Here is a 25,667-nt window from a genome sequence, read left to right on the forward strand (position 1 = left end):
CACACCGCGGAGTGACCGAATGTGACATTCGCTCACCCAAACCCCCGAACCCCCGAACCCCCGAACCCCCGACCGCCAGTGAGTGGGCTGAATCACATAACAATCCGGGGGAATAGATGCGGACCCCGGTCCGCTTGTGTAGTATGCAACTTGAACCTTCAACCAATCAGGAGCTGCCATGACTACCGCGATCGCATTGCCCGAACTGTCCGCAGGAACCTGGAACATCGACGCCACGCACTCGACCGTCGGATTCACCGTCCGCCACCTGGTCGTCAGCAAGGTCCGTGGCCGTTTCCAGACCTTCAGCGGTGCCATCACCGTTGCCGCCGACGGAACGCCTTCCGTGAAGGCCGAAATCGACGTCACCTCCATCACCACCGACAACGAGCAGCGTGACGGCCACCTCAAGACCGCTGACTTCTTCGAGGTCGAGAAGTACCCGACCGCTACCTTCACCTCCACCTCCGTCAAGGCCGACGGCGGCGACTTCATCGTGACCGGTGACTTCACCCTGCACGGTGTGACCAGGCCCGTCGACCTGAAGCTCGAGTTCAACGGCGTCAACCCGGGCATGGGCAACGGACCGGTTGCAGGCTTCGAGGCCAGCACCGTCATCAACCGCAAGGACTTCGGCATCAGCATCGACATGCCCCTCGAAGGCGGCGGCGCTGTCGTCGGCGACAAGATCGTGCTGAACCTCGACATCGAAGCAGGCCTGGCTGCCTGATCTTGCTTCGCGCCCGTGAGCGCGAATCGAAGCCGAGAACAACTGTGCGCGCAGGGGTATGGGAAACCAACCCTGCGCGCACAGTCGTATCCACCATCGCACAGCCGTATCCGATACCGCACGGTCGGCGGAGCCGCATAGGGTGGGTCCGGTGAACAAGCGCAGCCCGATCATCGCCGCCGTCATAGACCTCGTTGCGGTCCTGATCTTCTGTGCAATCGGCAGACGCAGCCACGACGAGGCGAATGCCCTGACGGGGCTCGCGCACACCGCGTGGCCGTTCGTCGCCGCTGCCGTCATCGGGTGGGGTCTGACGATTGCGCTCTACCGCGACAAGTTCGACGCGTTCCTGATCCTCCCGACGGGGATCGTCGTCTGGGTGTCGACGGTTCTGTTCGGCATGATTCTTCGGGTCGTCAGCGGTCAAGGGACAGCGTTCAGTTTTGTCGTCGTCGCGACGATCGTGTTGGCCGTATTCCTCATCGGATGGCGTGCGCTTGCCAAGTTGGTACCGATCCCGAAAAACTGACGCCATCGTCCCGAATTTCGCCCCCTCACATGGGACAGTTCACATATGGCCGATGTGAAAGACAAGCAGGACACCGGGTTCTTCGGGCAGCCGTTCGCGCTCGCGAATCTGTTCGGTGTGGAGATGTGGGAGCGCTTCTCCTTCTACGGGATGCAAGGCATCCTCATCTACTACCTGTACTACTCGGTGGCCGACGGCGGACTCGGTATAGCGGAGAGTTCGGCGACGTCGATCGTCGGCGCATACGGCGGAACCGTGTATCTGTCCACCATTCTGGGCGCGTGGATCGCCGACCGACTTCTCGGCTCCGAACGCACACTGTTCTACAGCGCGGTCCTGATCATGTTCGGTCACATCGCCTTGGCCGTTCTGCCCGGATTTCTCGGTGTCGGAGTCGGTCTGGTTCTCGTCGCATTCGGTAGCGGTGGTCTCAAGGCCAACGCGACGTCGTTGGTCGGTGATCTGTACGGCGAGCACGACACCAGACGAGATGCGGGCTTCTCGCTGTTCTACATGGGCATCAACATCGGTGCGTTCATCGGTCCACTCCTCACCGGCCTCGCGTGGGACAAATTCGGTTTCCATGCCGGATTCGGGCTCGCTGCAATCGGTATGGCGCTCGGGCTGATTCAGTACACCCTCGGCCGCAAGCACCTGCACGGCATCGGTGCGACGCCGCCCAACCCATTGCCCGCTTCGGAGCGAATCAAATGGTCCGCAATCGGTGTCGCGGCCATCGCCGTCGTCGCACTGTTGTCGATCTTCGGTGCGATCCAGGCGTCGAACCTGTCCGACATCGTCGTCGGCGTCACCATCGTTGCCGCCGTCGGATACTTCGCACTCATTCTCTCCAGCAAGAAGATCACACGGATCGAACGCCGGCGGGTCATCTCGTTCATCCCGATGTTCATTGCAAGCGCCGCATTCTGGTCGCTGTTCCAGCAACAGTTCACGACGGTACCGCTCATCGCGGACACCAAACTCGACCGCAACCTGTTCGGGTGGGACTTCCCTCCGTCGTGGGTACAGTCGATCAATCCGGTGTTCATCATCATCTTCGCGGGAGTGTTCGCGGCGATGTGGACCAAGCTCGGCACACGGCAGCCGTCGACACCGCTGAAATTCGTTGCGGGCGTGTCGATCATGGGCCTGGCATTCCTGGCATTCGTTCCTTCGCTGGCGGGAACCAGCATGCCGCTGCTCGCCCTCGTCGGCATTCTGCTGCTGTTCACGTTCGCCGAGCTGTTTCTTTCACCCGTCGGGCTGTCGCTGTCCACCAAGCTCGCACCGGAGAACTTCCACACGCAGATGGTGGCGCTGTTCTTCCTGTCCGTCGCGCTCGGCTCGGCGATGGCGGGCACACTCGCGGGCTACTACGACGAGGACGATCCCAACCCGTTCTTCCTGACGGTCGGCCTGGCGTCGATCGGGGTCGGCGTCGTTCTCCTACTGCTGACGCCGTGGATCAAGAAGATGATGAGCGGCGTGCAGTAGCTATTTCCACAACAGCCACGCGGCAAGACCGAGACCGCATATTCCGACGGCGATACGCAGGACCGTCGGCGGGATGACCTTTACCACCGGTGGTCCGCAGTACCCGCCTGCGAACGCGCCGAGGGCGAGGGCCAGCGCCGCGAGCCAGTTCACTTCCCCGGAGAACGCGAAGATCACCGCGGCGACGAGATTCGCGACACCGAGGAAGAAGCTCTTCAGAACGCTTGCGCGCCAGATCGAATCGGACGTACACACGAGCGCGAGGGCCAGAAAGATGACACCTGCACCGGCGCCGAAATATCCGCCGTAGATCGCGACGAAGAACAGCGCGATCGGATACAGGGTCGGAAACTCTCTGTGCCCCGACATCTTTCGCAACTTCGGTTGCAGAAGCAGTGCAACAGCGGCGAAGGCCACCAGAAACGGCACGACGACCTCGAAAGAACCGGGCGGAGCCAGCAGCAGTACAGCTGCACCGATCAGACCGCCGAGGCCCGAGTAGATGGCGAACCGAACCAGCTGCTTTCCGTCCTTCGCCAGTTCGGACGACGCATTGGTCGTGGCTCCCACGCCGACTGCAACCATCGCCACGGTGTTGGTGACGTTCGCTGCGACCGGTGGCAGCCCGGCAGCCAACAGTGCCGGATAGGACACCAGCGAGGCCATACCGGTCACGAACCCGACGAGGCCGGCGAAGAAACCGGCGACGACGAGCAGACCGAATTCGAGCAGAGTCACGGGTAGTAAAACTACCCTTGCTCACTACTCGGCTCTGCCGGAGTCCATTTCGCGAATCAGGTGGGTGCTCATCTTCACTGCCTGGTCGGTACCGTCGGCGTTCTCGATGTACACCGCGAACGCGAGATCACCGCGATTGGCGATGAACCAGCGATCGTCACCGCTGTTACCGGCGAATCCGGTCAGCCCGCCGTAGGAGTCGAGGCCCTCGGCATGGGCCGAGTTCTGCAGCATCTCCCGCAGGCGTGCCAACGCGTCGGGTGCGATCGAGTCACTCGTCTTGTCGGCGACGGCTGTCTGACCCGCAACGATGAACGGCAGCGGGGCGGCACCACGAGCTATCGACGCACCGATCTGCGCGAGACCGAACGGTGTGACGGCGCTGTCCGTGGTTTCGTTGCCCACGGTGCGGATGCGATCGATCGAGTTGTTGCCCGACGGAATCTGTCCGGTGTACGCGTCGAGCCCGGGCATCGCGTAGTTGACGCCGAGACCCAGCTGCGTTGCATTGTCGCTGTCACCCGAGCGGACGACGTCGAGCAGGTCTTTCGCCGAACCCAGTGGATACATCCCGGAGAACGCGATCTGTCCCTGCTCGTTCGCGTAGCTGTTCTGCGCCGCTGCGACGACCGCACCGGTCGAGGGAACGATCGCGACGATCGACGCGGGTGTCCCGACGCTGACCACTGCTTCCTCTGCCGCCAACTGAATTCGCGGGTCGAGCGTCGAGTGCAGGTCGGGACCTGCGGGTCCCTGGAATCCGGCTTGACGGGTCACCGAGCCGTCGGGCCCGGTGACGTCGATGCCCCATCCGGCGGTCGAGTCGCGATTCTCCTGCCACGCGTTTCGCAGCGAATCCAGCAGAGGCGAGGTGATACGACGGTCACCGGCGATCAACTTGGGCGTCTGTGCGACGACCACACCGGGGATCGCACGTAGATCCTCCTCGAGGACGGCGAAATCGTCGTCGCGCAGATTGACCGCGAGGATCGAGCTACCCGGCGTCGCAGCGAGCTCGTCCTGCAGCGAGCCTGCGGTGATCAACGGTGCAACGACATCGATGACGTCGGCCAACCGCGCTGTGGACGCGGCGGGATCCTGCATACGGGTGGGATCGAGCAGGATCGCGTTGATGGTCCGTTCGTTCATGAGGACGTTCTGAGCGGCGTCGAACACCAATGGTGGTGGCGCATCGGTGCGCACATAACGGACGGACCCACCACCAGGCAGGTCCGGTGCGAGAATGTCGGGCTCCCAGCTGATGCGCCACCCGACGCTGAGTTTCTTGGCGGTGCCGCGGGTGGAGTACGCCCAGTCCTTGCCGTCGCCGAAGTTCCAGTCCGAGGCGAGGGTGAAGAATCCGGAGGAGTCGTCGAGACCGATGAACTGCGAGACCTCGAATTCGCCCGTCGGTGGCCCGCCTCCCGCCAGACCGTCGAACATCTGCGAGATGCTCGACGCCGCGGCGTTGGGATAGGACGTCAGATCGGCTGCTGCCTGGACGTCACGATCGTTGAGTGCTGCGACGAAGTCGTCGATCAACGCGGCGCCTTCGCTCGGCGGTTTTTCGAGCATCCACACCGCACCGGTAGCGGTCAGCGCAAGACTCGCCCCCACAGCAACTACATAACGTCCCCGTATCGCACCCACGCGCGCCGCCCTCCCAGAACCCATGCCCCATCTTAGTCACTCCAGTCACACGCGTAACAAGCACGGGATACACACACTCTGGTCACGATTGCGCTACACCCCACCGCCCGCCACGAAATGCGTGACCATATGTTGACCAATCGTGACTGCCATTACAAGGGTATGAATGCCTCGAATATGCAGTCAGCGCAGGAACCTCCCCGCGGCCTCGAGCGCAGGGGCCGAACTCTGACCGCCCGCCACGAACACCGCGAACGCAAGATCGCCCTGAATCCCGACGAACCAGCCGTGCGCGCCTTCGTTGTTCGGCCCGAATTCTGCGGTGCCCGTCTTACCCAGCAGCCCGGGAATGTCCTGGAGCTGCGTCGCGGTCCCGCCGGTCACCGTCTCACGCATCATCGTCCGAATCTGCTCGGCAACCTGGGCGTCCACGGGAGGCGGGGTCGTATCCGCCGTTCCCGGCTGCCCGCTGACCAGCGTCGGCGCCGTCAGCGCACCACGTGCGATCGACGACGCCACCAGCGCCATCCCGAACGGCGACGCCGTCACCTGCCCCTGCCCGATGGCCGATTCGACGCGTTGCGCCGGGGTGTCGGCGAGAGGGACGCTGCCGGTGACGGTGGTCAGGCCAGGGGTCACGTAGTCGACGCCGAGGCCGTACTGCAACGCGGTCTGCTGCAACCCGTCGGCCGGGAGCCCGACGCCGAGGCGTCCCATCGTCGTATTGCACGACCGCGCGAAGGCCGTGTGCAGCGGAACGGCACCGAGGTCGAAGTTGTCGTCGTTCGGGATCTGCCGTCCTTCGATGTTCTCGGTGCCCGGGCACGGGAGGATCGTGTCGGGGGTGGCGGTACCCGCTTCGAGAGCCGCCGAGGTGGTCACCGTCTTGAACGTCGATCCAGGCGGATACAGACCGGTCAAAGCGATGGGACCTTCGGCGTCGGCCGCGGCGTTCTGCGCCACGGCGAGAACGTTGCCGGTCGACGGCTGCACAGCGACGATCGCGGACTGCTGCGGCAACGACGCCAACGCGTTCTCGGCTTTCAGCTGCAGGCCGGTGTCGAGCGTCGTGGCGATGTCGGGGGCCGCTGTGGCGTCGATACCCGCCAGCTGTTCGACGGTTCCGTCGGCTTTCACCGCTTGAATCGCCCACCCCCTGTTCTCGACGAGCTGCTGCTGCCACAGATCGGATACGCCGGCCAACGCGGGCGAGGCCAGGGTGCGGTCGGTCGTCAGCAACCGTGTCTGCGGGGCGAGCGTGACGCCGGGCAGTGCAGCGAGCGGCGCCGCGATCGGATCGACGTCGGACTGCCGCAGCGGTACCACCGTCACGGTCTTTCCTTGTGCGGCAGCTAGATCCGAGGCAATCGACTCGGCGGTGATCGTGGGCACGACCCTGCCGATGTACGACGCGACAGCGGCAGGGTCGGCCGCGGCGTCGACGTTCACCAGGGTCACGACCTGTTGCGACATCAGTTCACCACCTGCGCGGTCGAACACCTTCGGGGTGACGAGTGCATCGGTCGGGGTGTATCGAATCGTGGTGTCGGCAGCCAATCCCGGAGCCAGAACGGCGGGATCCCAGTCGATCTTCCAGCCCTGATCGGTCTCGGTCGCCGTTGCCTGCGTGTCGTACTGCCACTGCTTGGGTTCGCCGTCAGGCTCCTCGGTGCCGTCGGTCGTCGTCGAGAAACGCCACGTCGCATCGAGTGTCACCTCTGCACCCTCCTCGGAGGTGGATGCGACGGCGAAGTCCGGGGTGGCGGTGACGGTTCCGCCTGCACTCAAGCCGTCGTACAGGCCGGTGAGCGCCGCGGACGCGGCGGCAGGATCGGTGGTGAGCGCCGCGGCTGCGTCGGCGGCGCCGCTGTTGACGGCATCGACGAACTGCTGAGCTGTGGTCTGTGGTTCGGGTGGACCGTCGTCGCTGCATCCGGCGAGGACCAGTGCCACGGCAGCTACGAGGGCGGAAACCGTCTTCTTCGATGTGCGCACAAACCCGATCATGCCTGAGTCGTGGCGAATTTCTCAGTATCGGTGTAATTGTGTAAGTGTGTAATCAATCAACCTCAGGAGATGTCATGAGACAGCACGGAAGAAAATTCGGGCGCCCCGGCGGCTGGCAACAGGCCGATGTTCCCGACGCGGTCGACGCAGGCGAATGGTTCAGCGGCAGGCTTCCCGACAGCTGGTTCGCAGGTGACGCCACCGTCGAGATCGACCGCGAGGAAATCGTCGTCATCGGCGAACTGCCCACCCCCGAGGACGCGTCGACGGCGTCGACCGAAGGCCGGATCGCGCGGTTCCGAGAGACCACACGCCAGGAGAGAATGCAGATCGCTGACGAGGCAGAGGCTCGATACGGACGCAAGGTCGCGTGGGGCGTCGCCGTCGACGGTGAAGCAGTGCTCTTCACTCACCTGGCAGTGCCGGTGATGACGAGGCTTCGTCAGCCCGAGCGCAAAGTGCTCGACACTCTGGTCGACGCCGGTGTGGCGCGCTCGCGTGCCGATGCACTGTCCTGGGCCGTCAAACTCGTCGGCGAACACACCGAGGAGTGGCTCGGCGAGTTGCGTGAGGCCATGAGCAAGGTCGACGACCTGCGCAAGAAAGGCCCCGCGTCGTAAATCAGTTGCGCAAGGACCGCGGCGGGGTTTAACGTTGCTTTCGCCTTGTTGCCAACAGAATCGGAGAGGCCGTTGCTCTTCTAGAGGTCAGTTCGCTTGCTTGTACGCACGCACACCTCTGGAGCAATCATGTCTACTTCTTCACTGCGCATTTCCGATCTTTCGTTCACCTGGCCCGACGGCGATCCGGTTTTCGACGGCCTCGATGCCGTGTTCCCCAGCAGCAGAACAGGTCTCGTCGGATCGAACGGTTCAGGCAAGTCCACTCTGCTCAAACTCGTAGCCGGGGAGTTGATCGCACAGAGCGGATCGATCACCGTTCCCGGCACGCTCGGCTACCTTCCCCAGGACATCGCACTGCGGGCGGGCCGACGCGTCGACGAGATCCTGCGGTTGCGCGAGCTGCGAGAGGCGTTGCACCGCATCGAGTCCGGCACTTCGAGCGAGGACGACTTCGCGACAGTCGGTTCGCGATGGGATGCCGAGGAGCGTGCGGTCGCCCTGCTGGACAAGCTCGGTCTCGGCCACATCGTCTCCGAGCGCGCCGATCTGGATCGGGTGGTCGGGTCGTTGTCCGGTGGTGAATCGATGCTGCTCGCGCTCACGGCGGAACTGCTGGCCGAGCCCGATGTCCTGCTGCTCGACGAGCCGACCAACAATCTCGACATCGACGCCCGCCGTCACCTCCACCAGGCGATCACAGCGTTCAGCGGCGTACTGATCGTGACGAGCCATGACCTCGAACTTCTCGAGATCATGGACGGCACGGCGGAAGTGCGCGCCGAGCGTGACGGCATCACGCGGTTGCGAATGTTCGGCGGCAACTACGCCCACTATCGCGACGTCGTCGATGCGGAACAGGAGGCAGCACGCGCGGCACTGCACGACGCGAAAAACGATGTGCGCAAGCAGGAACGCGAACTGGTAGAAACACGAACCAAGCTCGACCGACGCCTGCGGTACGGCAAGAAGATGGCCGAACAGAAGCGGGAGCCCAAGATAGTCATGGGCAATCGCAAACGGGCGGCGCAGGTTTCGGCCGGCAAGTTGCGCAACAACCATCTGGAGAAGGTCGACGACGCCCAAGCCGCACTCGCATCCGCCGAGGATCGACTGCGTGACGACAGACAGGTACGCGTCGACCTGCCTGCGACCGAGGTCCATGCGGGGCAGAAGATCGTCGAGATCGACGAGCTCGACATCGTGGGACCGGAGCGGATCGCGCTGATCGGCCCGAACGGCAGCGGCAAGACGACGTTGTTGCGTGCACTCGAATCGGCAGGGCCATCGGTGCCGTGGCGGTATCTACCCCAGCGGCTCGACGTGTTCGACGAGTCGAAGACGGTCGCGGAGAATGTCGCCGACGTCGCCGAACACGCGTCGAACGAGCAGATTCGAGCACAGTTGGCGCGCTTCCTCTTCCGCGGAAACGACGCCGATGCCGTCGTGGCAACCCTGTCCGGCGGTGAACGATTGCGGGCCGCACTCGCCCGGATCCTGCTCGCCGAGCCTGCGCCGAGATTCCTCATGCTCGACGAGCCGACCAACAACCTCGACCTCGCCAGCAGAGCACACCTCACCGAGGCCCTCGCGGGGTATCGGGGTGCCCTGATCGTCGCGAGCCACGACCTGGCGTTCCTGCGCGATCTCGGGCCGACGAGGTGGGTGGAGTTGGAGCGAATGTCACATTCAGTCACCTCGGAGTGAGCGAATGTCACATCCGGTCACTTAGAGTGAGCGAGGGCGTCATCCGGTCACTCAGGGTGCGCGACTGGGCCATTCGCTCACCGGGTTACTGCCGGGTGCATGATGGACGGGTGGACTTCGCAACCAACCCGAACGACGGCATCCGGATCGCGTATCAGGTCGTCGGCTCCGGACCGCCGCTGCTGCTGGTACATGGGAGCCTGCTGACGCACACGATCTGGCGAACATTCGGATACGTCAAGGCCTTACGCCCGAGCCGCGCGCTCATTCTCGTCGACATGCGTGGGCACGGTCGCAGTGACAAGCCGCACGAGATCGACGCATACCGAATGGACACCGTCACCGACGATCTCGTGGCGGTACTCGACGCAGCCGGAATCGCCAGGACCGACTACTGGGGATACTCGTACGGCGGCCGCGCTGGTCTGTCGCTGACGGCGAAAGCTCCCGAACGGATCAGCAGCCTCATCGTCGGGGGTGGATCGCACGGGCCGCAGGCGGGCGCGTTCGATCGCCTGTTCTTCCCCGGGTGCGCGGACGTACTGGAAACACGCGGCATGGACGGCTTCATCGACGAGTGGAACAAGCACCGACTGTTCCCGGTGGATGCAGCCACCCGGGCGGTGTTTTCGGCGAACGACGCCTCCGCGATGGCAGCCTACTTTCGTGCATCCGACGTCGAACCGGGATTGTCCGACGAAGCACTGCGGCAGTTCACCGTCCCCAGTCTGTTCTATGTGGGGTCGCAAGATCACACCCGTTTGGACGACGCGCACGCGGCAGCCGACCTGGTCCCCGGCGCTGAACTCCACCTCATCGACGGTTTCGACCACTCGACGACTCCCGCCGCGAGCACCGAGGTCCTCAGCGTCGTCCACCCCTTCCTTACAGTGCATCCTCAGGCATGACGGCGATCGGGTTCCGGTAACCTCGGCGTGAGCGAATGTCACATCTGGTCACCCCCGAGTGAGCGAGGGCGACATCCGGTCACTCAGAGTGAGCGAGGGCGACATCCGGTCACCCCCAAGTGAGCGAAAGCCACATCCGGTCACCACCCCAACGTGAGCGAATGTCACATCCGGTCACACCCAAACACCCCCAAACCCGCGAACTCAGACCGAACCAGCAGAATACGCGATTGAATCATCTTGATTTCAAGTCTGGCGCCGGGAGGGAAGACTTGCCACAATCGGTCAACATGTCCCTGCGTTTTCACTGGTTCCTGCCCACGTACGGCGACTCGCGCAACCTGATGGCCGGTGGCCACGGATCGTCGATGTCCGGTGATCGGCCGGCGACGCTGAAGTATCTGAACCAGATCGGCGCTGCGGCCGAGAACAATGGCTTCGAAGCAGTGCTCACCCCGACAGGTGCGTGGTGTGAGGACGCGTGGCTGACGACGGCCATGATGATCGACACCACCGAGACTCTCAAGTTCCTCGTAGCGCTACGGCCCGGTTTGCTCAGCCCGACTCTCGCGGCGCAGATGGCCGCAACTTTCCAGTGGCAGTCCGGCGGCCGGCTGCTGCTCAATGTCGTCACAGGCGGCGAGGACCACGAGCAACGACGGTTCGGCGACTTTCTCGACAAGAACGAGCGTTACGCGCGCTGCGGCGAGTTCCTCGACGTGACCCGGAGGTTGTGGGCGAACGATGGCCCGGTCAGCTTCGAGGGCAAGTACATCAAGGTCGAAGATGCTGCGCTGCAACGACATCCGAATCCGGTGCCGCCGATCTTCTTCGGCGGTTCCTCGCCCGCGGCAGGCACCGTCGCGTCGCAGTTCGCCGATACGTATCTGACGTGGGGTGAACCACCCGCCGCAGTGGCGTCGAAGATCGCGTGGATTCGGGATCTGGCCGAGGTACAGGGTCGCACACTCGATTACGGCATTCGCCTGCACGTCATTTCACGCGATACCTCCGAGCAGGCGTGGGCCGAGGCAGATCGCCTGCTCGGCAATCTCGATCCGCAGACGGTCGCGTCGGCGCAGGAAAGTCTGTCTCGCTCGGTCTCCGAGGGGCAGCGCCGTATGCGTGAACTTCACGGCGGCGGTGAGGCATACGTCAGCGGTGCCGATGCCCGCACCCTCGAGGTTGCACCGAATCTGTGGACCGGTGTCGGCTTGGTCCGCGGCGGAGCGGGCACCGCGCTCGTCGGTTCGCACGAGGAGGTGGCCGATCGTATCGCCGAGTACAGCTCCATCGGGCTCGACCACTTCGTGCTGTCCGGCTACCCACATCTCGAGGAGGCATACCATTTCGGCGAGGGTGTCCGGCCCATCCTCGAAAAGCGTGGGCTCGTTCGCTCACGCGCCCGCGAAAACGCCTCTACAGGAACACCGTTCCTGTAGAGGCGAGTCCCTACTTCAGTCCGGTGAACTGGTCGTCTCGCCATTCGCCGGACAGGATCTCACCGGAATCCTCCCGCGCACGCAGTTCGACGCGCCGAATCTTGCCCGAAATGGTTTTCGGCAACTCGAAGAACTCGATGCGTCGCACGCGCAGGTACGGTGCGAGGTGTTCGCGAGCATACTTCAGAATCTGAAATGCCGTCTCCTCGTTCGGCTCCCAGCCTGCCGCCAACGCGACGTACGCCTTCGGCACCGCCAGTCGTGTCTCGTCCGGAGCCGGGACGACCGCAGCCTCGGCGACTGCGGGGTGCTCGATCAGGACGCTTTCGAGTTCGAACGGCGACACCTTGTAGTCGGATGCCTTGAACACGTCGTCGGTACGCCCGACATACGTGATGTAGCCGTCGTCGTCGCGGGAGGCGACGTCGCCGGTGTGGTAGTACCCACCGGACATCACCTCCGCATTGCGAGCCGGGTCGCCGAGATATCCGGTCATCAGATTGAACGGCTTCGCCGCGAGATCGAGGCAGATTTCACCCTCGTCCGCGAGCTCACCGGACACCGGGTCGACGATGACGACGGGCACACCGGGCAGCGGCCTGCCCATCGAACCGAACTTGAGCTCGGCACCCGGCGTATTGGCCACCAGCGCAGTGGTTTCCGTCTGACCGAATCCGTCGCGGATGTTCAGACCCCACTGCTTCTGTACGTGCGAGATGACCTCGGGATTGAGAGGTTCGCCTGCACCGATCGCCTCACGCAACGCACCTCTGCCGCCGGAGATGTCTGCCTGAATCAGCATGCGCCACACCGTCGGAGGGGCGCAGAAGGTGGTCACCTCCGCCCGTCGAATCTGCTTCAGCAGGGCCGAGGCGTCGAACCGGGTGTAGTTGTAGATGAAGATGGTCGCCTCGGCGATCCAGGGTGCGAAGAAGCAGCTCCACGCATGCTTGGCCCACCCCGGCGAACTGATGTTCAGGTGCACATCTCCCGGCCGAAGTCCGAGGAAGTACATCGTGCTCAGGTGCCCGACCGGATAGGAGACCTGCGTGTGCTCGACCAGCTTCGGCTTGCTCGTCGTGCCCGAGGTGAAGTAGAGCAGCATGCGGTCTTCGGAGTCGGTCTCGGCGCTGAACGGCTGCGCACCCTCGACCTCGTACGCGCTGCGGAAGTCGATCCATCCTTCGGACTCGCCGATCGAGATCTTCAGATAGTCCCCCGGCACCTCGTCGAACTTCGGGGCGTCGGCAGGGTTGACGATGACAGCACGCGCACCGCCGCGTTCGACGCGGTCGGCGAGGTCGACGGAACCGATCGCGGTGGTGGTCGGCATGAGGACGGCGCCGAGCTTCATGACGGCCAGCATCGATTCCCACAGTTCGACCTGATTGCCGAGCATGAGGAGCACCGAGTCGCCGCGGCCGATCCCCTGGGACTCGAGCCATCGGGCAACCTGGTCGGAGCGATGCGCGACGGTGTCGAAACTGTACTTCGCCTCCGAACCGTCTTCCTCGACGATCCACAGCGCCGTGGTGTCGTTGCCGCGGGCGATCGCGTCGAACCAGTCGACGGCCCAGTTGAATTTGCCGTCGAACGAGGGCCACTCGAACGTGGACAGAGCCTTGTCGTAATCGCCGTACGCATCCAGTAGCAGGTCTCTGGCCTGCTTGAATGCGGCGTGGGCGGTTCCATCCGTCATAGTCACTCCTTGCTGTGGCACACGTCTCACTACAATGGCCCAACGCTAGGTGTCTGCGCGCGCGCCGCGCTACCCCCGAACAGGGGTAGTCGCCAGTCGGCGTTAAGTGCGCGCCAAGTGGCCAACGGCACCCTTCGATGCATGAACACGACACAGAAGATCACCACCGACGCCGACCTGCTCGGCATCCGACTCGCGCATCGGGTCATGCGACGCGATGCGACGCGGCTCGTCGAATTGACCTCCGGTCTGGCCGACCCGTCGCCCGAGCGGCTCGCTGCCGTCACCGAGTACATCCACCTGTTCGCCGACAGCATCCACCATCACCACACCACCGAGGACGACGTCCTGTGGCCGAAGATCCAGGCATCCGTCGGACCGCACCTCGATCTGAGCGATCTGACCGAGGACCACCAGGCGCTCGATCCGCTGCTCGACGAACTGCGGACCGCCGCCGACGGCCTTCCCGGCAGCATTCCTCTGTTGGTCGCAGCACTGACTCGATTGAACAGTGAGCTCGACGAACACATCGAGGACGAGGAACGGACCATCTTCCCGCTCATCACCGAGCACTTGCCCCTCACCGAGTGGGAAGCCGTCGAGACCATCGCTCGTAAGGGCGGAAGAACAGATTTCGAACTACCCCGAATGGTCGCTGTGCTCAGCCCGGCGGAGTCGGTACGCATGAAGAAGGAGGGCGGCCTGGCACTGCGCATCATGCTGCCGTTCCTCTGCCGCAGATATCGACGACGCGAGCAGGCCTGCGGTCTTCCTGTCGGGTAGCGCTCCCGATTCGGTCCCACCCGACGCGCCGGAGGCGCACTATGAAACGGTGCACGAACTTGCGATAACGCAGTGCATCGTCGACGCCGCATGTGAGCGAGCCGACGGAAGGCCCGTGAGCCGAGTTCGCGTCCGGGTGGGACGGTTGTGCGCGGTGGTCCCCGACTCGATGCTGTTCTGTTTCGAACTCGTCACCGAGGGCACGGTCATGGAAGGCGCTCTGCTCGAGATCGACGAGGAAGACGCGCGGGCACACTGCAACTCGTGCGACCGCGAATTCGTCATGCCCGACGCAATCCTGCTGTGCCCCTGCGGCAGTGCCGACGTGGAGGTTCTCACCGGCCGCGACCTTCGAATTCTCTCGATGGAAACGAGGTGACGTTCAGATGTGCGCAACCTGCGGATGCCAAGGTGACGGCGGGCCCGTCGTGACCCTCCCGCACGAACACCAGCACCCCCACTCCTCCCACGAACACGACCACGACCACGACCACCAGCACGGTCCGAGCGGCGAAGTGATCACCCTGGAACAGAAGGTTCTCGCGAAGAACGATCTACTCGCCGAACGGAACCGCGGGTGGTTGGCCGGACGCGCGATCTCGGCGTTCAACGTGATGAGCTCGCCGGGAGCGGGCAAGACGACGTTGCTCGTACGGACCATCGGTGACCTCTCCGGTGCTCGCCCGATCGCCGTCATCGAGGGCGATCAGGAGACCACGCTCGACGCCGATCGAATAGAAGCTGCGGGATCGTCTGTGGTGCAGATCAATACCGGTTCCGGCTGCCATCTGGACGCCGACATGGTTCGCCGGGCGTTGGAGAAACTGGACCCCGCGACGGGGACACTTCTGTTCATCGAGAATGTGGGAAACCTGGTGTGCCCGGCACTCTTCGATCTCGGAGAGGAAGGTAAGCTTGTCCTTATCTCGGTGACGGAAGGGGATGACAAACCCCTGAAATATCCTCACATGTTCGCCGTGGCCGACGCCGTCGTCGTCAACAAGACCGATTTGCTGCCGTACGTCGACTTCGACATGAAAACATTTGTCCGACATGCACAGTCGGTCAATCCAGAAGTGCGGATATTACCGACTTCGGCGACGACCGGAGATGGAATGGACGATTGGTACGGTTGGCTCGCCGAAAACCGTCACATCGTCCGTTGACAACCATTTTGAGCGCGAGTAAACAGTGATGTACATCATAGAAGCAAGCCGAACGTCGACTCCGGTGATGTAGGGGTCCGGGAGGGCTCCGGAGGGTGGGGACTCCATGCCTACACAGGCGGCTGCACGCGCTGAACAAACACTGATTCACGTTCTGTGGATAAACGCCGGATTGAGCTGCGACGGTGACTCGGTGGCCCTCACCGCAGCCACTCAGCCGAGCATCGAGGAGATCGCGCTCGGGGCACTACCCGGCCTGCCGCAGGTGGCAGTCCACTGGCCCCTGATCGACTTCGAGTGCGGCCCCGCAGGCGGTGCCGACGACTTCCTCGAATGGTTCAGAAAGGCCGACCGAGGAGAGCTCGAACCGTTCGTACTGGTGGTGGAAGGCTCGATCCCGAACGAGGCACTGCACGAGGACGGGTACTGGTGCGGATTCGGCAACGATCCGAACACCGACCAACCGATCACGACGAGCGAATGGCTAGACCGGTTGACACCGAAAGCAACCGCAGTGGTCGCGGTGGGGACATGCGCGACGTACGGCGGAATTCACGCCATGTCGGGCAATCCGACGGGTGCCATGGGAGTGCCCGACTACCTCGGATGGGACTGGAAATCCAAGGCGGGCATACCGATCGTGTGTGTGCCCGGATGCCCGATACAACCGGACAATCTCTCCGAGACGCTGACCTACCTGCTGTACATGGCCACCGATCAGGCGCCGATGATTCCGCTGGACGATGCGCTGCGACCCACGTGGCTGTTCGGGCAGACCGTACACGAGGGCTGCGACCGCGCCGGATACTACGAGCAGGGCGATTTCGCGACCGAGTACGGTTCACCGAAGTGCATCGTCAAACTCGGCTGCTGGGGTCCTGTCGTCAAATGCAATGTGCCCAAACGCGGCTGGATCAACGGTGTAGGCGGTTGCCCCAACGTCGGCGGGATCTGCATCGGCTGCACCATGCCCGGATTCCCCGACATGTTCATGCCGTTCATGGACGAGCCTCCCGGCGGAAAGTTGTCCACCACGGCGGCGGGAATGTACGGATCCGTCATCCGAAGTCTGCGCCACATCACCGGTAGGACAGTCGATCACGAGCCCAAGTGGCGTCACTCCGGCGAGAAGCTCGAAACCGGAGCAACCCGAACCTGGTAGTCGTACATCCACGCAAGAGAGGCAGCTCTGCCATGACAGCCACCATGCCCACTCCGTCCCACAGAAAGACCGACAAAGACGGGCTGGTGGAGATGGCGTGGGATCCCATCACTCGAATAGTCGGTAGCCTCGGCATCTATACCAAGATCGACTTCGCGAACAACGAAGTGGTCGAATGCAAGAGCACGTCGTCGATCTTCCGCGGCTACTCGATCTTCATGAAGGGAAAGGATCCACGCGACGCCCATTTCATCACCAGCCGCATCTGCGGAATCTGCGGCGACAATCACGCGACGTGCTCGTGTTACACCCAGAACATGGCATACGGGGTCAAGCCCCCACCTCTCGGTGAATGGATAGTCAATCTCGGTGAAGCTGCCGAATACATGTTCGACCACAACATCTTCCAGGAGAACCTCGTCGGTGTCGACTACTGCGAGAAGATGGTATCCGAAACCAATCCAGGAGTACTCGCCAAGGCCGAGAACACTCGGGCACCGAACGAGGCCGCACACGGCTACCGCACGATCGCGGACATCATGCGCTCGCTCAACCCGTTCACCGGCGAATTCTATCGTGAAGCGTTGCTCGTCAGCCGATCCACACGAGAGATGTTCTGTCTCATGGAGGGTCGGCACGTACACCCGTCCACGCTGTATCCGGGCGGCGTCGGCACAGTCGCGACGATTCAACTGATGACCGATTACATGTCTCGGCTGATGCGCTATGTCGAGTTCATGAAGAAGGTCGTCCCCATGCACGACGACCTCTTCGACTTCTTCTACGAGGCACTGCCCGGTTACGAGAAGGTGGGTCTGCGTCGAACTCTGTTGGGCTGCTGGGGATCCTTCCAGGACCCGCAGGTGTGCAATTTCGCGTACAAGGACATGACGGAGTGGGGACGGAGAATGTTCGTCACCCCCGGCGTCGTGGTCGACGGGAAACTGGTGACGACCGATCTGGTCGACATCAACCTCGGCATCCGAATTCTGCTCGGCTCTTCGTATTACGACGACTGGACCGACCAGGAGACCTTCGTCCGAAAGGATCCGCTGGGCAATCCGGTCGATCGTCGACATCCGTGGAACCAACACACCAACCCCAAGCCGCAGAAGCGCGACCTGGACGACAAGTACAGCTGGGTGATGTCGCCGCGCTGGTTCGACGGCAAGGACTACCTGGCACTCGATACCGGCGGCGGGCCACTCGCCCGATTGTGGTCGACAGCGCTCGCCGGTCTCGTCGACATCGGATACGTCAAGTCCACCGGGCACAGCGTGCAGATCGAGCTACCGAAAACCGCGCTGAAGGGTCCGGTCAGTCTGGAGTGGAAGATACCCGAGCACGGCAGCAACACCCTCGAACGCAACCGCGCCAGAACATATTTCCAGGCCTACGCCGCCGCTGCCGCACTACATTTCGCCGAACAGGCACTCGTCGAGATCCGTGCAGGCCGCACCGACACCTGGGAGCCGTTCGAGGTCCCGGACGAGGGAATCGGTTGCGGGTTCACCGAGGCCGTACGCGGAGTTCTGTCGCACCACATGGTCATTCGCGACGGCAAGATCGCCAACTACCACCCGTATCCGCCGACACCGTGGAACGCGAACCCACGCGACAGCTACGGAACTCCCGGCCCCTACGAGGATGCGGTGCAAGGACAACCGATTTTCGAGGAGAACGACCGAGATCACTTCAAGGGCATCGACATCATGCGCACCGTCCGAAGCTTCGACCCCTGCCTACCGTGCGGTGTGCACATGTACCTCGGCGACGGAAAGACCTTGGAGAAACTGCACTCCCCGACCCAATCGGTGACCGGTGAGTGAGGACGCGTGGCGTAGCGCAGGTGAGCGCATCGACACGCTGGTGGACTCGATCGGCGTCGGGGGCGCCGTGGCTCGGGAGCGGGCCGAACAGCTCGTACGCGAGGTCGTCGACCTCTACGGAGAAGGCCTGGCTCGAATACTCCGCATGTCCGATGCGGCCGCCGTCGAGCGCCTCGTACACGACGATCTCGTCGCGAGTCTGCTTCTGGTACATGACATCCACCCACACGACACCCGGACCCGGATACGGACCGCGCTCGACGGCGTACGGCCCTACCTCGGCTCCCACGGCGGTGACGTCGAGCTGATCGACGTCGTCGACTCGGTCGTGCAACTGCGCCTGACGGGCAGTTGCAAGACATGCCCGTCGTCGTCGGTGACACTCGAGTTGGCCGTCACCGATGCGGTACGGTCGGCGGCCCCGGAGACGACGGGTATCGAGGTCGAAACACCGGCCGCCGAGGACAAATCCCTGTTCTCACCCGAGTCGCTGATGTCGAGAGTGCATACGACAGCTGGTGGGTCAGCGCCGGAGCACACCTGGGTTTCGATGCCGGAGCTGGACGAGCTGGCCGACGGCTCCGTCGGCGGATTCGAGGTTGCGGGACTGCCGATTCTCGTATGTCGGCTCGGCACGACGCTGTACGCATACCGGGATCGGTGTGCCCACTGCACCGAGACGATGGCGGGTGCACGGCTCGGGCGCGTGGCTGCGACCAACAGCGTCGCCCTGACATGTCCGATCTGCCACAGCCACTACGACGTCCGGGCAGCCGGCGCGGCCCTGGACCATTCGGAGCACCATCTCGACCCCCTCCCGATTCTCGTTCGCGGCGGCGTACCGTCCGTCGCGACTCCGATCGGATCGCCGTCGTGAGCGGCCCACTCGCCTCACTGGCGCGCATCACACGGACGCGTCCAGCACCGTCGCAGTCCGGATCATGCGAGATGTGCGCCCAGCCCCTCGCCTTCGGCGTCCCCACTCCCTCCACCCCCTCCACGCCCTCACGCAAACGCACATGCATTTGCGAAGCCGACCAGCACGAACCCCACCCCCCACACAAACGCACATGCATTTGCGAAGCAGACCAGCAGGAACCCCAGTCCACACACAAACGCACATGCATTTGCGAAACGGGGGCAGCAGACCAGGACGAACCCCAGTCCACACACAAACGCACATGCATTTGCGAAACGGGGGCAGCAGACCAGGACGAACCCCAGTCCACACACAAACGCACATGCATTTGCGAGGCGGGGGGTGCAGAGGGAGCAGACGAGGCGGGGGGTGCAGAGGGAGCGGGGGGTGCAGGGGGAGCAACGGGAGCGGAGCATCAGCATGTCGTCGATGTCCAGGCGCGGCAGCTGATGTGCGTATGCCGCGGATGCTACCTACTGTTCACCGACGATTCCGCGACCCTTCGGTACCGAGCGGTACCCGACAGATATCTCCAGTTCCCCGGTTTCGCGCTGGCGCCGGGGTTGTGGGACCGCCTCGAGATTCCGGTCGGGGTTGCGTTCTTCTTCCGCAACTCGGCCGCCCACCGCACGACGGCGTTCTATCCCGGCCCGGCCGGTGCGACCGAGTCCGAGCTGCCGCTGGACGCGTGGAGCGAGGTCATTGCAGCCAATCCGGGATTGGAGGTGCTCCGCGACGACGTCGAGGCGCTGCTGATCCGGGTCTCCGCCACCGGCGCGTCGTGCCATCTCGTTCCGGTCGACGCGTGTTACGAGTTGGTCGGCCGGATTCGGATGGTGTGGCGCGGATTCGACGGCGGCCAGGACGCGCATCGCCGGATGGACGAGTTCTTCACCGCTCTCGAGCGACGAAGTAGGAGCGCGCCATGACCGCGTTGTCGTTCGAGATCCTGAGCATCACACCGGAGAAGTACGCCGTGGTGCCCAACCTCATTGCGCACGTGCGCATCACCGAGTCCGATGGCACTCGCATTCATGCGATGGCGTTGCGCGCCCAGGTGCGGATCGAGCCGCATCGTCGCCGGTACTCCGACGACGAGGCCGCTGCCGTGGCCGACCTGTTCGGCGGCCGCGAGCGATGGGCGTCGACGCTGAAGTCGTTTCAGTGGATGAACATCTCCACCATGGTGCAGGGATTCGCCGGTACCTGCGACGTCGATATCGGCATTGCATGCACCTATGATTTCGACGTCACCTCGAGCAAGTATCTGCACGCGCTACAGGACGACGGAAACGTCCCTCTGACACTGCTGTTCAGCGGAACGGTGTTCACACACGAGCCGGGAAAGTTCGCCGTCGAACAGATTCCGTGGGACCTCGAATGTTCCTACGATCTGCCGGTCCGAGTCTGGAAAGACCTGATGCGCCTGCATTATCCCGACACCGGGTGGATCCGTCTGCGGCACGACTCCCTCGCAGCCCTTGCACGGTTCAAGGCCGAGCACGCGCTGCTGACGTACGACGACGTCGTCGACCAACTGCTGTCGACCGACCGATCCAGGTCGACCGTACTCGACCGAGGTGATGCATGATGAATACCGACATCCGCCGCGTTGCCGACGCCATCCTGTACGAGGGCTATCTTCTCTACCCGTATCAGGCCAACTCGCTGAAGAACCGATCCCGTTGGCAGTTCGGTGTTCTCGGACCGGAGGACGCCCGAACCTCCAGCGTCGGAGAGGAGTCGACCCTGTCGACGCAGTGCCTGGTGGACACCAGACCGGACGCCGCGATCGAGCTCACCCTGCGATGCCTTCAGCTGCAGGACCGGCGTGTCGAGCGCCGGGACGGGGAAAATTTCGTGCCCACACCGGATCTCACGGCCGAGGGGACGCACTGGCTGTCGTGGGAGGAGGCCGTCGAGATCGAGATAGAGCTGGGACGCATTCCGCTGTCGGACTTCGACGACGGCAAGGTCCTCCCCGTCTCGGTCGCCGGAGACACTCGCACCGAGCTGCTCGGCGATGCCGGACGCATCGTGCGCTCCCGGCACCCGTTGACGGGTGAGATCAGCCTGTCCGGGGACCGACTCGGGAACTACACGAGGATCGGATTCGAGGTCTGCAACACCGGAGCGTCCGAGCCGGACCGTGATTCGGCGATGCGCGCGTCGTTCATCGGCACTCACCTCGTTCTGCATGCGCATGCCACCGAGTTCTCGTCGCTGCTCGAACCGCCCCCGCCTGCCGCCGAACCCGCATCGACATGCGAACAGCACCGCTGCTTTCCCGTCCTCGCCGGCACCCCGGGCAGCACCGACTCGGTACTGGTCTCGCCGATCATCCTGTACGACTATCCCGAGATCGCCGAGGAGAGCGACGGAGCGCTGTTCGATTCGACGGAGATCGACGAGATCCTCACCCTCCGCATCATGGCGCTGACCGACGAGGAGAAAGCGCAGGCCCGTGCGACCGACCCTCGCGCAGCCGAGATCATCGACCGCTGCGATGCCCTGTCCGCCGAGGACATGGCGGACCTGCACGGCGTGGCACACCCGGTGCCCGGACATTCACCGTTGGTGCCGGAAGTCCCGGAGGGAGTCGAGTGGTGGTCCCCCGACGCCGACACTCTCGTCGAACCGGCCCACGACGCCGTCCTCGTGCACGGAGTGCTCGTCGCCAAGGACAGCCTCGTCCGAGTGCATCCCAACCGGCGCGCCGACGCACAGGATCTGTTCTTCGAGGGCCGCACCGCACGCGTCGCGTCCGTCCACGAGGACGTGGACGGCAATACCCACGTGGGGGTGGTGATACTCGACGACCCGGCCGCCGACCTGCACGGTTGGTACGGCCGATACCTGTACTTCGCTCCGGACGAGCTGGAGCCGGCAATGAACGAGCAGGAAGAGGAGGCAAGGTCATGAGTGTGCTGGGGTATCTCACGACGGCGGTGATCGCCGTCGTCGTGGCTGGGGTAGCGGTGATCGGAGTTCGATCGATTCCCGACATCAAGCGCTACACACGTATGCGCCGAATGTAGTTCTGCGATGCGCATTCTCATCGCAGGCGTCGGCAACATCTTCTTCGGCGACGACGGCTTCGGGCCCGAGGTGTCGCGGCGGATTCCGGTGCACGAACTCCCGGACGGGGTCGAGAACGTGGACTACGGAATTCGCGGACTCCACCTCGCGTACGACCTGCTCGCAGAAACCGATTCCCTGGTTCTCGTCGACGCGATACCCGATCGCGGCGAGCCGGGCCACCTTCGATCCTTCCGCGTCGACGAATCCGACCTCGTCACAGCAGAATTCGATCCGCACGGGATGAACCCGCTCGCTGTTCTCTCGCTGCTCTCACCGATCGGTGCCCGGCTGCCACCGCGCACCATCGTCGTCGGGTGTCAGGCGCAGTCCATCGACGAGGGAATCGGGCTCTCGCCCGCTGTCGCGGCAGCCGTCGACGACGCAGTCGAGTTCGTCCTGGAGGAGGTGTCACTGTGTGCCTCGGCATCCCAGGGCAAGTCGTATCGATGATCGACGGGTACGGCGGCCAGTTGGCTCTCGTCGATGTCCTCGGCGAGCCGCGCAAGGTCAATATCGGCATGCTGGCCGACGAGAGATTCGATCGCGGCGACTGGGTCATCATCCACATGGGGTTCGTCGTCGAGAAGACCGACGCCGCCGGTGCTGCGGCCGCTCTGGCAGGCCTGGAAACGATGGGGCGAGGACGTACGGGAGACCCGGAATGAACAGAACGAGCGTTCGACGAGCCTTCACGGTCACCGGTGTGGTTCAGGGAGTGGGGTTTCGTCCGTTCGCGTATGCAACCGCAACGGAACTCTCCCTGACGGGATTCGTCGGAAACACCAGCGCGGGTGTGGCTATCGAGGTCGAGGGGACGGTGGACGCCGTCGACGAGTTCGGGCGCAGGCTGCAGGATGCGCCGCCGCCGCACTCGGTCGTCGAGTCCATCTCGACGACCGAGTTGGCCGCCCGAGGTGGCAGTGGATTTCGCATCGACGAGTCCGTCTCGGGCACCGGACGCACCTTCGCATCACCCGATCTGGCGATGTGCTCGGAGTGCCTGGCAGAGTTCGACGATCCGAACGACCGCCGCTACCGTCACCCGTTCATCTCGTGCACCAACTGCGGCCCGAGGTTCACGATCATCGAATCTCTGCCGTACGACCGAGACTCCACCACGATGCGCCCATTTCGCATGTGCGCGGCGTGCGCGGCCGAGTACTCCGATCCTTCCGATCGCCGATTCCACGCCCAGACCGTCGCGTGTTGGAACTGCGGGCCGACGCTGACCTTCTCTCGCGGTGTCCACGGCGCCAGCATAGGGCAGACGGCGGCTGCCGACGCCGCGACACTCCTGGCCGAGGGAAAGATACTGGCCGTCAAGGGCATCGGCGGCTACCACCTCGCCTGCGATGCCACCGACGACGACGCGGTGCGTAGGTTGCGTACGCGCAAGCGACGCGGCGACAAACCGTTCGCCGTCATGGTGCGCGATCTGCAGCAGGCGCGCTCCCTCGTCGACATCGGCCCGCGTGCAGCATCTCTCCTGACCGGGTCTCGGCGCCCGATCGTGCTGCTCGAATCGGTCTCCGGCGCCCTGTCGGCCGATGTCGCACCCGGCGGCCGCGACATCGGAATCATGCTGCCGTACAGCCCTGTCCACCAACTCCTCCTCGAACACGGACCACTGGTGATGACGTCGGGAAACTTAGGCGGCGAGCCCATCACCTACCGCAACGACGACGCCCACCAGCGCCTCACTTCTATCGCCGACGGGTGGCTCGATCATGATCGCGACATCGTCGTCCCGTGCGACGACTCGGTGATTCGTGTCGTCGACGAGGTCGACCGGCCGATTCGGCGGTCACGAGGCTACGCGCCCATGCCACTTGCGCTGCCGTTCACCGTCGATCCCGTGCTCGCGGTGGGCGGCGACCTCAAGAACACGTGCGCCGTCGCCGACGGACGCTACGCATGGCTCGGCCAACACGTCGGCGACATGGACCATCTGGCAACGTTGGACGCCTTCACCGACAGCGAGTCGCACCTCGAGACCCTCACGGGTGTTCGGCCGTCACACGTGGTCTCGGATTCACATCCGAACTATCGCTCGTCGGCGTGGGCCAGGCGACATTCCGACGGTCGCCCTGTCGGTTCCGTCTCCCATCACCACGCACACATCGCCGCCGTCATGGGTGAGTACGGTCTGGAGGCCGATGCCGAGGTCCTCGGATTTGCGTTCGACGGAACGGGATACGGTACGGACGGCGCAGTGTGGGGCGGGGAGATACTCCACGCCGGCTACAAGGGATTCGCGCGCGTCGCGCATCTGAAGTACGTGCCGCTCGCCGGCGGCGACGTCAGCGTCCTTCGGCCGTACCGGATGGCCCTTGCCCATCTGCACTCGGCGGGCGTGGAGTGGTCCGAGGGCCTCTCGTGCGTTCGCGCCTGCCCCGTCCCCGAGCGTCGTGTCCTGCGACATCAACTCGAGACCGGTTTCGGGTGCGTACCGACGTCCAGTATGGGCCGGCTGTTCGACGCCGTGGCCGCACTCACCGGGATACGCGACATCGTCGACTACGAGGCGCAGGCCGCGATCGAGCTGGAGGCGCGTTCGCGGCACATCGACTCGGGTGCTTATCGATTCGGCGACGATGTCGATCCGAATCCTGTCATCCGGGCGATCGTCGACGACGTCGGCGCCGGGATCGATCCGGGTGTCATCGGTGCTCGGTTCCATCGTGCGGTGGCGAATCTGGTGCGCTCGGTGGCCGAGCGATCGCGTGCTCGGGTCGGAGATCTTCCCGTCGTACTGACCGGTGGCGTGTTTCAGAATCCGACGATTCTGTCGTTGTGCACGGCCGCATTACGTGATTTCACAGTTCTGGTCCCGCGAGTGCTGCCGGCCAACGATGGCGGTCTCGCATTCGGTCAGGTGCTCGTGGGGAGTGCGTCATGACCGGTGAAAGGGGGTTGCCATGTGTCTGGCCGTTCCAGGAAGGATAGTGACGGTCTTCGCACGCGACGATACGTCGATGGCCGAGGTCGACTTCGGTGGGCTACGGAAAGAGGTGTGCCTGCACTACATTCCGGATGCCGCGGTGGGCGAGTACGTCGTCGTACACGTCGGGTTCGCCATTCAACGTCTGGACGAGGAGTCCGCGCTGGCGACGCTCGCCGAGTTCGAACGGATGAACGTCCTCGACGAGGAGTTCGGCGACGGGTTCGAGCGTGCGGCACGACAAGCAGGCGAGGTGGAATGA

At 63.9% G+C, this 25,667-nt stretch carries 24 protein-coding genes and 1 pseudogene; 21 read left to right on the top strand and 4 right to left on the bottom strand.

What is annotated here, in order from left to right:
* Positions 1-178 precede the first annotated feature (178 nt).
* From RY1_RS15740 to RY1_RS15750, 3 genes are all read left to right on the top strand, one after another.
* On the top strand, positions 179-730 hold the full coding sequence (locus RY1_RS15740; RefSeq protein ID WP_072804677.1) for a YceI family protein: 552 nt from the start codon (positions 179-181) through the stop codon (positions 728-730).
* 142 nt (positions 731-872) lie between these two features.
* A complete protein-coding gene (locus RY1_RS15745; RefSeq protein ID WP_371829479.1) occupies positions 873-1,259 on the top strand; it encodes a DUF3054 domain-containing protein in 387 nt (128 codons plus the stop codon).
* Between the two features lie 45 nt (positions 1,260-1,304).
* Positions 1,305-2,753 (top strand): peptide MFS transporter, encoded by a 1,449-nt coding sequence (locus tag RY1_RS15750; protein WP_072804678.1) that lies wholly within the window; start codon positions 1,305-1,307, stop codon positions 2,751-2,753.
* On the opposite strand, the gene RY1_RS15755 is transcribed toward RY1_RS15750, so the two are convergent.
* The 3 genes from RY1_RS15755 to RY1_RS15765 form a co-directional block, all read right to left on the bottom strand.
* Positions 2,754-3,491 (bottom strand): sulfite exporter TauE/SafE family protein, encoded by a 738-nt coding sequence (locus RY1_RS15755; RefSeq protein ID WP_072804680.1) that lies wholly within the window; start codon positions 3,489-3,491, stop codon positions 2,754-2,756.
* A 24-nt stretch (positions 3,492-3,515) separates the two neighbouring features.
* Positions 3,516-5,165, bottom strand: coding sequence for a penicillin-binding protein (locus RY1_RS15760; RefSeq protein WP_174565393.1), 1,650 nt, complete (start codon positions 5,163-5,165; stop codon positions 3,516-3,518).
* Between the two features lie 159 nt (positions 5,166-5,324).
* Positions 5,325-7,148: a penicillin-binding transpeptidase domain-containing protein gene (locus RY1_RS15765; RefSeq protein ID WP_072804682.1), complete on the bottom strand. Its 1,824-nt coding sequence runs from the start codon at positions 7,146-7,148 to the stop codon at positions 5,325-5,327.
* A gap of 74 nt (positions 7,149-7,222) precedes the next feature.
* Between RY1_RS15765 and abmR the strand changes: the two genes are divergently transcribed.
* The 4 genes from abmR (at position 7,223) to RY1_RS15785 (ending at position 11,825) form a co-directional block, all read left to right on the top strand.
* Complete coding sequence (abmR, locus tag RY1_RS15770) at positions 7,223-7,768, top strand: ATP-binding transcription factor AbmR (protein ID WP_072804684.1); 546 nt, start codon at positions 7,223-7,225, stop codon at positions 7,766-7,768.
* A gap of 129 nt (positions 7,769-7,897) precedes the next feature.
* Entirely contained in the window at positions 7,898-9,475 is a 1,578-nt protein-coding gene (locus RY1_RS15775; RefSeq protein ID WP_072804686.1) for an ABC-F family ATP-binding cassette domain-containing protein, read from the top strand.
* Between the two features lie 110 nt (positions 9,476-9,585).
* Complete coding sequence (locus tag RY1_RS15780) at positions 9,586-10,383, top strand: alpha/beta fold hydrolase (protein ID WP_072804688.1); 798 nt, start codon at positions 9,586-9,588, stop codon at positions 10,381-10,383.
* Between the two features lie 290 nt (positions 10,384-10,673).
* On the top strand, positions 10,674-11,825 hold the full coding sequence (locus tag RY1_RS15785) for an LLM class flavin-dependent oxidoreductase (protein ID WP_072804690.1): 1,152 nt from the start codon (positions 10,674-10,676) through the stop codon (positions 11,823-11,825).
* A gap of 10 nt (positions 11,826-11,835) precedes the next feature.
* On the opposite strand, the gene RY1_RS15790 is transcribed toward RY1_RS15785, so the two are convergent.
* Entirely contained in the window at positions 11,836-13,524 is a 1,689-nt protein-coding gene (locus tag RY1_RS15790) for an AMP-binding protein (protein WP_174565394.1), read from the bottom strand.
* Positions 13,525-13,665: 141 nt separating this feature from the next.
* Here RY1_RS15790 and RY1_RS15795 point away from each other — a divergent pair, with 141 nt between their 5' ends.
* From RY1_RS15795 to RY1_RS15855, 14 genes and pseudogenes are all read left to right on the top strand, one after another.
* Complete coding sequence (locus RY1_RS15795; protein WP_072804693.1) at positions 13,666-14,307, top strand: hemerythrin domain-containing protein; 642 nt, start codon at positions 13,666-13,668, stop codon at positions 14,305-14,307.
* A 49-nt stretch (positions 14,308-14,356) separates the two neighbouring features.
* A complete protein-coding gene (locus RY1_RS15800; RefSeq protein WP_072804694.1) occupies positions 14,357-14,686 on the top strand; it encodes a hydrogenase maturation nickel metallochaperone HypA/HybF in 330 nt (109 codons plus the stop codon).
* Between the two features lie 7 nt (positions 14,687-14,693).
* Positions 14,694-15,473 (top strand): hydrogenase nickel incorporation protein HypB, encoded by a 780-nt coding sequence (gene hypB / locus RY1_RS15805; RefSeq protein ID WP_072804696.1) that lies wholly within the window; start codon positions 14,694-14,696, stop codon positions 15,471-15,473.
* A 106-nt stretch (positions 15,474-15,579) separates the two neighbouring features.
* Complete coding sequence (locus RY1_RS15810) at positions 15,580-16,635, top strand: NADH-quinone oxidoreductase subunit B family protein (RefSeq protein ID WP_072804698.1); 1,056 nt, start codon at positions 15,580-15,582, stop codon at positions 16,633-16,635.
* A 32-nt stretch (positions 16,636-16,667) separates the two neighbouring features.
* Positions 16,668-18,464 (top strand): nickel-dependent hydrogenase large subunit, encoded by a 1,797-nt coding sequence (locus RY1_RS15815; RefSeq protein ID WP_072804700.1) that lies wholly within the window; start codon positions 16,668-16,670, stop codon positions 18,462-18,464.
* Positions 18,457-19,341, top strand: a complete 885-nt coding sequence (locus tag RY1_RS15820; RefSeq protein ID WP_072804702.1) for a NifU family protein — start codon at positions 18,457-18,459, stop codon at positions 19,339-19,341. The genes RY1_RS15815 and RY1_RS15820 overlap by 8 nt, the downstream gene beginning before the upstream one ends.
* A 455-nt stretch (positions 19,342-19,796) precedes the next feature.
* A pseudogene (locus RY1_RS15825) lies at positions 19,797-20,312 on the top strand (DUF5947 family protein); the annotation flags it as partial.
* The gene (locus RY1_RS15830) at positions 20,309-20,974 is read left to right on the top strand and encodes a DUF6084 family protein (protein WP_072804704.1); all 666 of its coding nucleotides are present in this window, start codon (positions 20,309-20,311) and stop codon (positions 20,972-20,974) included. The pseudogene RY1_RS15825 and the gene RY1_RS15830, both read left to right, overlap by 4 nt.
* Positions 20,971-22,305: a hypothetical protein gene (locus tag RY1_RS15835; protein WP_072804706.1), complete on the top strand. Its 1,335-nt coding sequence runs from the start codon at positions 20,971-20,973 to the stop codon at positions 22,303-22,305. Before RY1_RS15830 ends, RY1_RS15835 begins: the two co-directional genes overlap by 4 nt.
* Entirely contained in the window at positions 22,302-22,421 is a 120-nt protein-coding gene (locus RY1_RS31025) for a DUF6893 family small protein (RefSeq protein ID WP_371829480.1), read from the top strand. Before RY1_RS15835 ends, RY1_RS31025 begins: the two co-directional genes overlap by 4 nt.
* Before the next feature lie 7 nt (positions 22,422-22,428).
* The gene (locus tag RY1_RS15840) at positions 22,429-22,914 is read left to right on the top strand and encodes a hydrogenase maturation protease (RefSeq protein WP_072804708.1); all 486 of its coding nucleotides are present in this window, start codon (positions 22,429-22,431) and stop codon (positions 22,912-22,914) included.
* Positions 22,878-23,129, top strand: a complete 252-nt coding sequence (locus tag RY1_RS15845) for a HypC/HybG/HupF family hydrogenase formation chaperone (protein ID WP_072804710.1) — start codon at positions 22,878-22,880, stop codon at positions 23,127-23,129. The genes RY1_RS15840 and RY1_RS15845 overlap by 37 nt, the downstream gene beginning before the upstream one ends.
* Positions 23,126-25,363, top strand: coding sequence for a carbamoyltransferase HypF (hypF, locus tag RY1_RS15850; protein WP_072804712.1), 2,238 nt, complete (start codon positions 23,126-23,128; stop codon positions 25,361-25,363). Before RY1_RS15845 ends, hypF begins: the two co-directional genes overlap by 4 nt.
* Positions 25,364-25,382: 19 nt before the next feature.
* Entirely contained in the window at positions 25,383-25,667 is a 285-nt protein-coding gene (locus RY1_RS15855) for a HypC/HybG/HupF family hydrogenase formation chaperone (RefSeq protein WP_072804714.1), read from the top strand.

Origin of the sequence: Rhodococcus yunnanensis NBRC 103083, from assembly GCF_001895005.1 — a bacterium.
Classification (GTDB): Bacteria; Actinomycetota; Actinomycetes; order Mycobacteriales; family Mycobacteriaceae; genus Rhodococcoides; species Rhodococcoides yunnanense.

What these genes read in the sequence shown, in the direction of transcription:
- RY1_RS15855 (WP_072804714.1), top strand. Translation starts at nt 25,383, where the DNA reads ATGTGTCTGGCCGTTCCAGGAAGGATAGTGACGGTCTTCGCACGCGAC.
- RY1_RS15775 (WP_072804686.1), top strand. Translation starts at nt 7,898, where the DNA reads ATGTCTACTTCTTCACTGCGCATTTCCGATCTTTCGTTCACCTGGCCC.
- RY1_RS15765 (WP_072804682.1), bottom strand. Translation starts at nt 7,148, where the DNA reads ATGATCGGGTTTGTGCGCACATCGAAGAAGACGGTTTCCGCCCTCGTA.
- RY1_RS15750 (WP_072804678.1), top strand. Translation starts at nt 1,305, where the DNA reads ATGGCCGATGTGAAAGACAAGCAGGACACCGGGTTCTTCGGGCAGCCG.
- abmR (WP_072804684.1), top strand. Translation starts at nt 7,223, where the DNA reads ATGAGACAGCACGGAAGAAAATTCGGGCGCCCCGGCGGCTGGCAACAG.
- RY1_RS15740 (WP_072804677.1), top strand. Translation starts at nt 179, where the DNA reads ATGACTACCGCGATCGCATTGCCCGAACTGTCCGCAGGAACCTGGAAC.
- RY1_RS15790 (WP_174565394.1), bottom strand. Translation starts at nt 13,524, where the DNA reads ATGACGGATGGAACCGCCCACGCCGCATTCAAGCAGGCCAGAGACCTG.
- RY1_RS31025 (WP_371829480.1), top strand. Translation starts at nt 22,302, where the DNA reads ATGAGTGTGCTGGGGTATCTCACGACGGCGGTGATCGCCGTCGTCGTG.
- RY1_RS15810 (WP_072804698.1), top strand. Translation starts at nt 15,580, where the DNA reads ATGCCTACACAGGCGGCTGCACGCGCTGAACAAACACTGATTCACGTT.
- RY1_RS15835 (WP_072804706.1), top strand. Translation starts at nt 20,971, where the DNA reads ATGATGAATACCGACATCCGCCGCGTTGCCGACGCCATCCTGTACGAG.
- RY1_RS15760 (WP_174565393.1), bottom strand. Translation starts at nt 5,165, where the DNA reads ATGGGTTCTGGGAGGGCGGCGCGCGTGGGTGCGATACGGGGACGTTAT.
- hypB (WP_072804696.1), top strand. Translation starts at nt 14,694, where the DNA reads ATGTGCGCAACCTGCGGATGCCAAGGTGACGGCGGGCCCGTCGTGACC.
- RY1_RS15785 (WP_072804690.1), top strand. Translation starts at nt 10,674, where the DNA reads ATGTCCCTGCGTTTTCACTGGTTCCTGCCCACGTACGGCGACTCGCGC.
- RY1_RS15840 (WP_072804708.1), top strand. Translation starts at nt 22,429, where the DNA reads ATGCGCATTCTCATCGCAGGCGTCGGCAACATCTTCTTCGGCGACGAC.
- RY1_RS15815 (WP_072804700.1), top strand. Translation starts at nt 16,668, where the DNA reads ATGACAGCCACCATGCCCACTCCGTCCCACAGAAAGACCGACAAAGAC.
- RY1_RS15830 (WP_072804704.1), top strand. Translation starts at nt 20,309, where the DNA reads ATGACCGCGTTGTCGTTCGAGATCCTGAGCATCACACCGGAGAAGTAC.
- RY1_RS15795 (WP_072804693.1), top strand. Translation starts at nt 13,666, where the DNA reads ATGAACACGACACAGAAGATCACCACCGACGCCGACCTGCTCGGCATC.
- hypF (WP_072804712.1), top strand. Translation starts at nt 23,126, where the DNA reads ATGAACAGAACGAGCGTTCGACGAGCCTTCACGGTCACCGGTGTGGTT.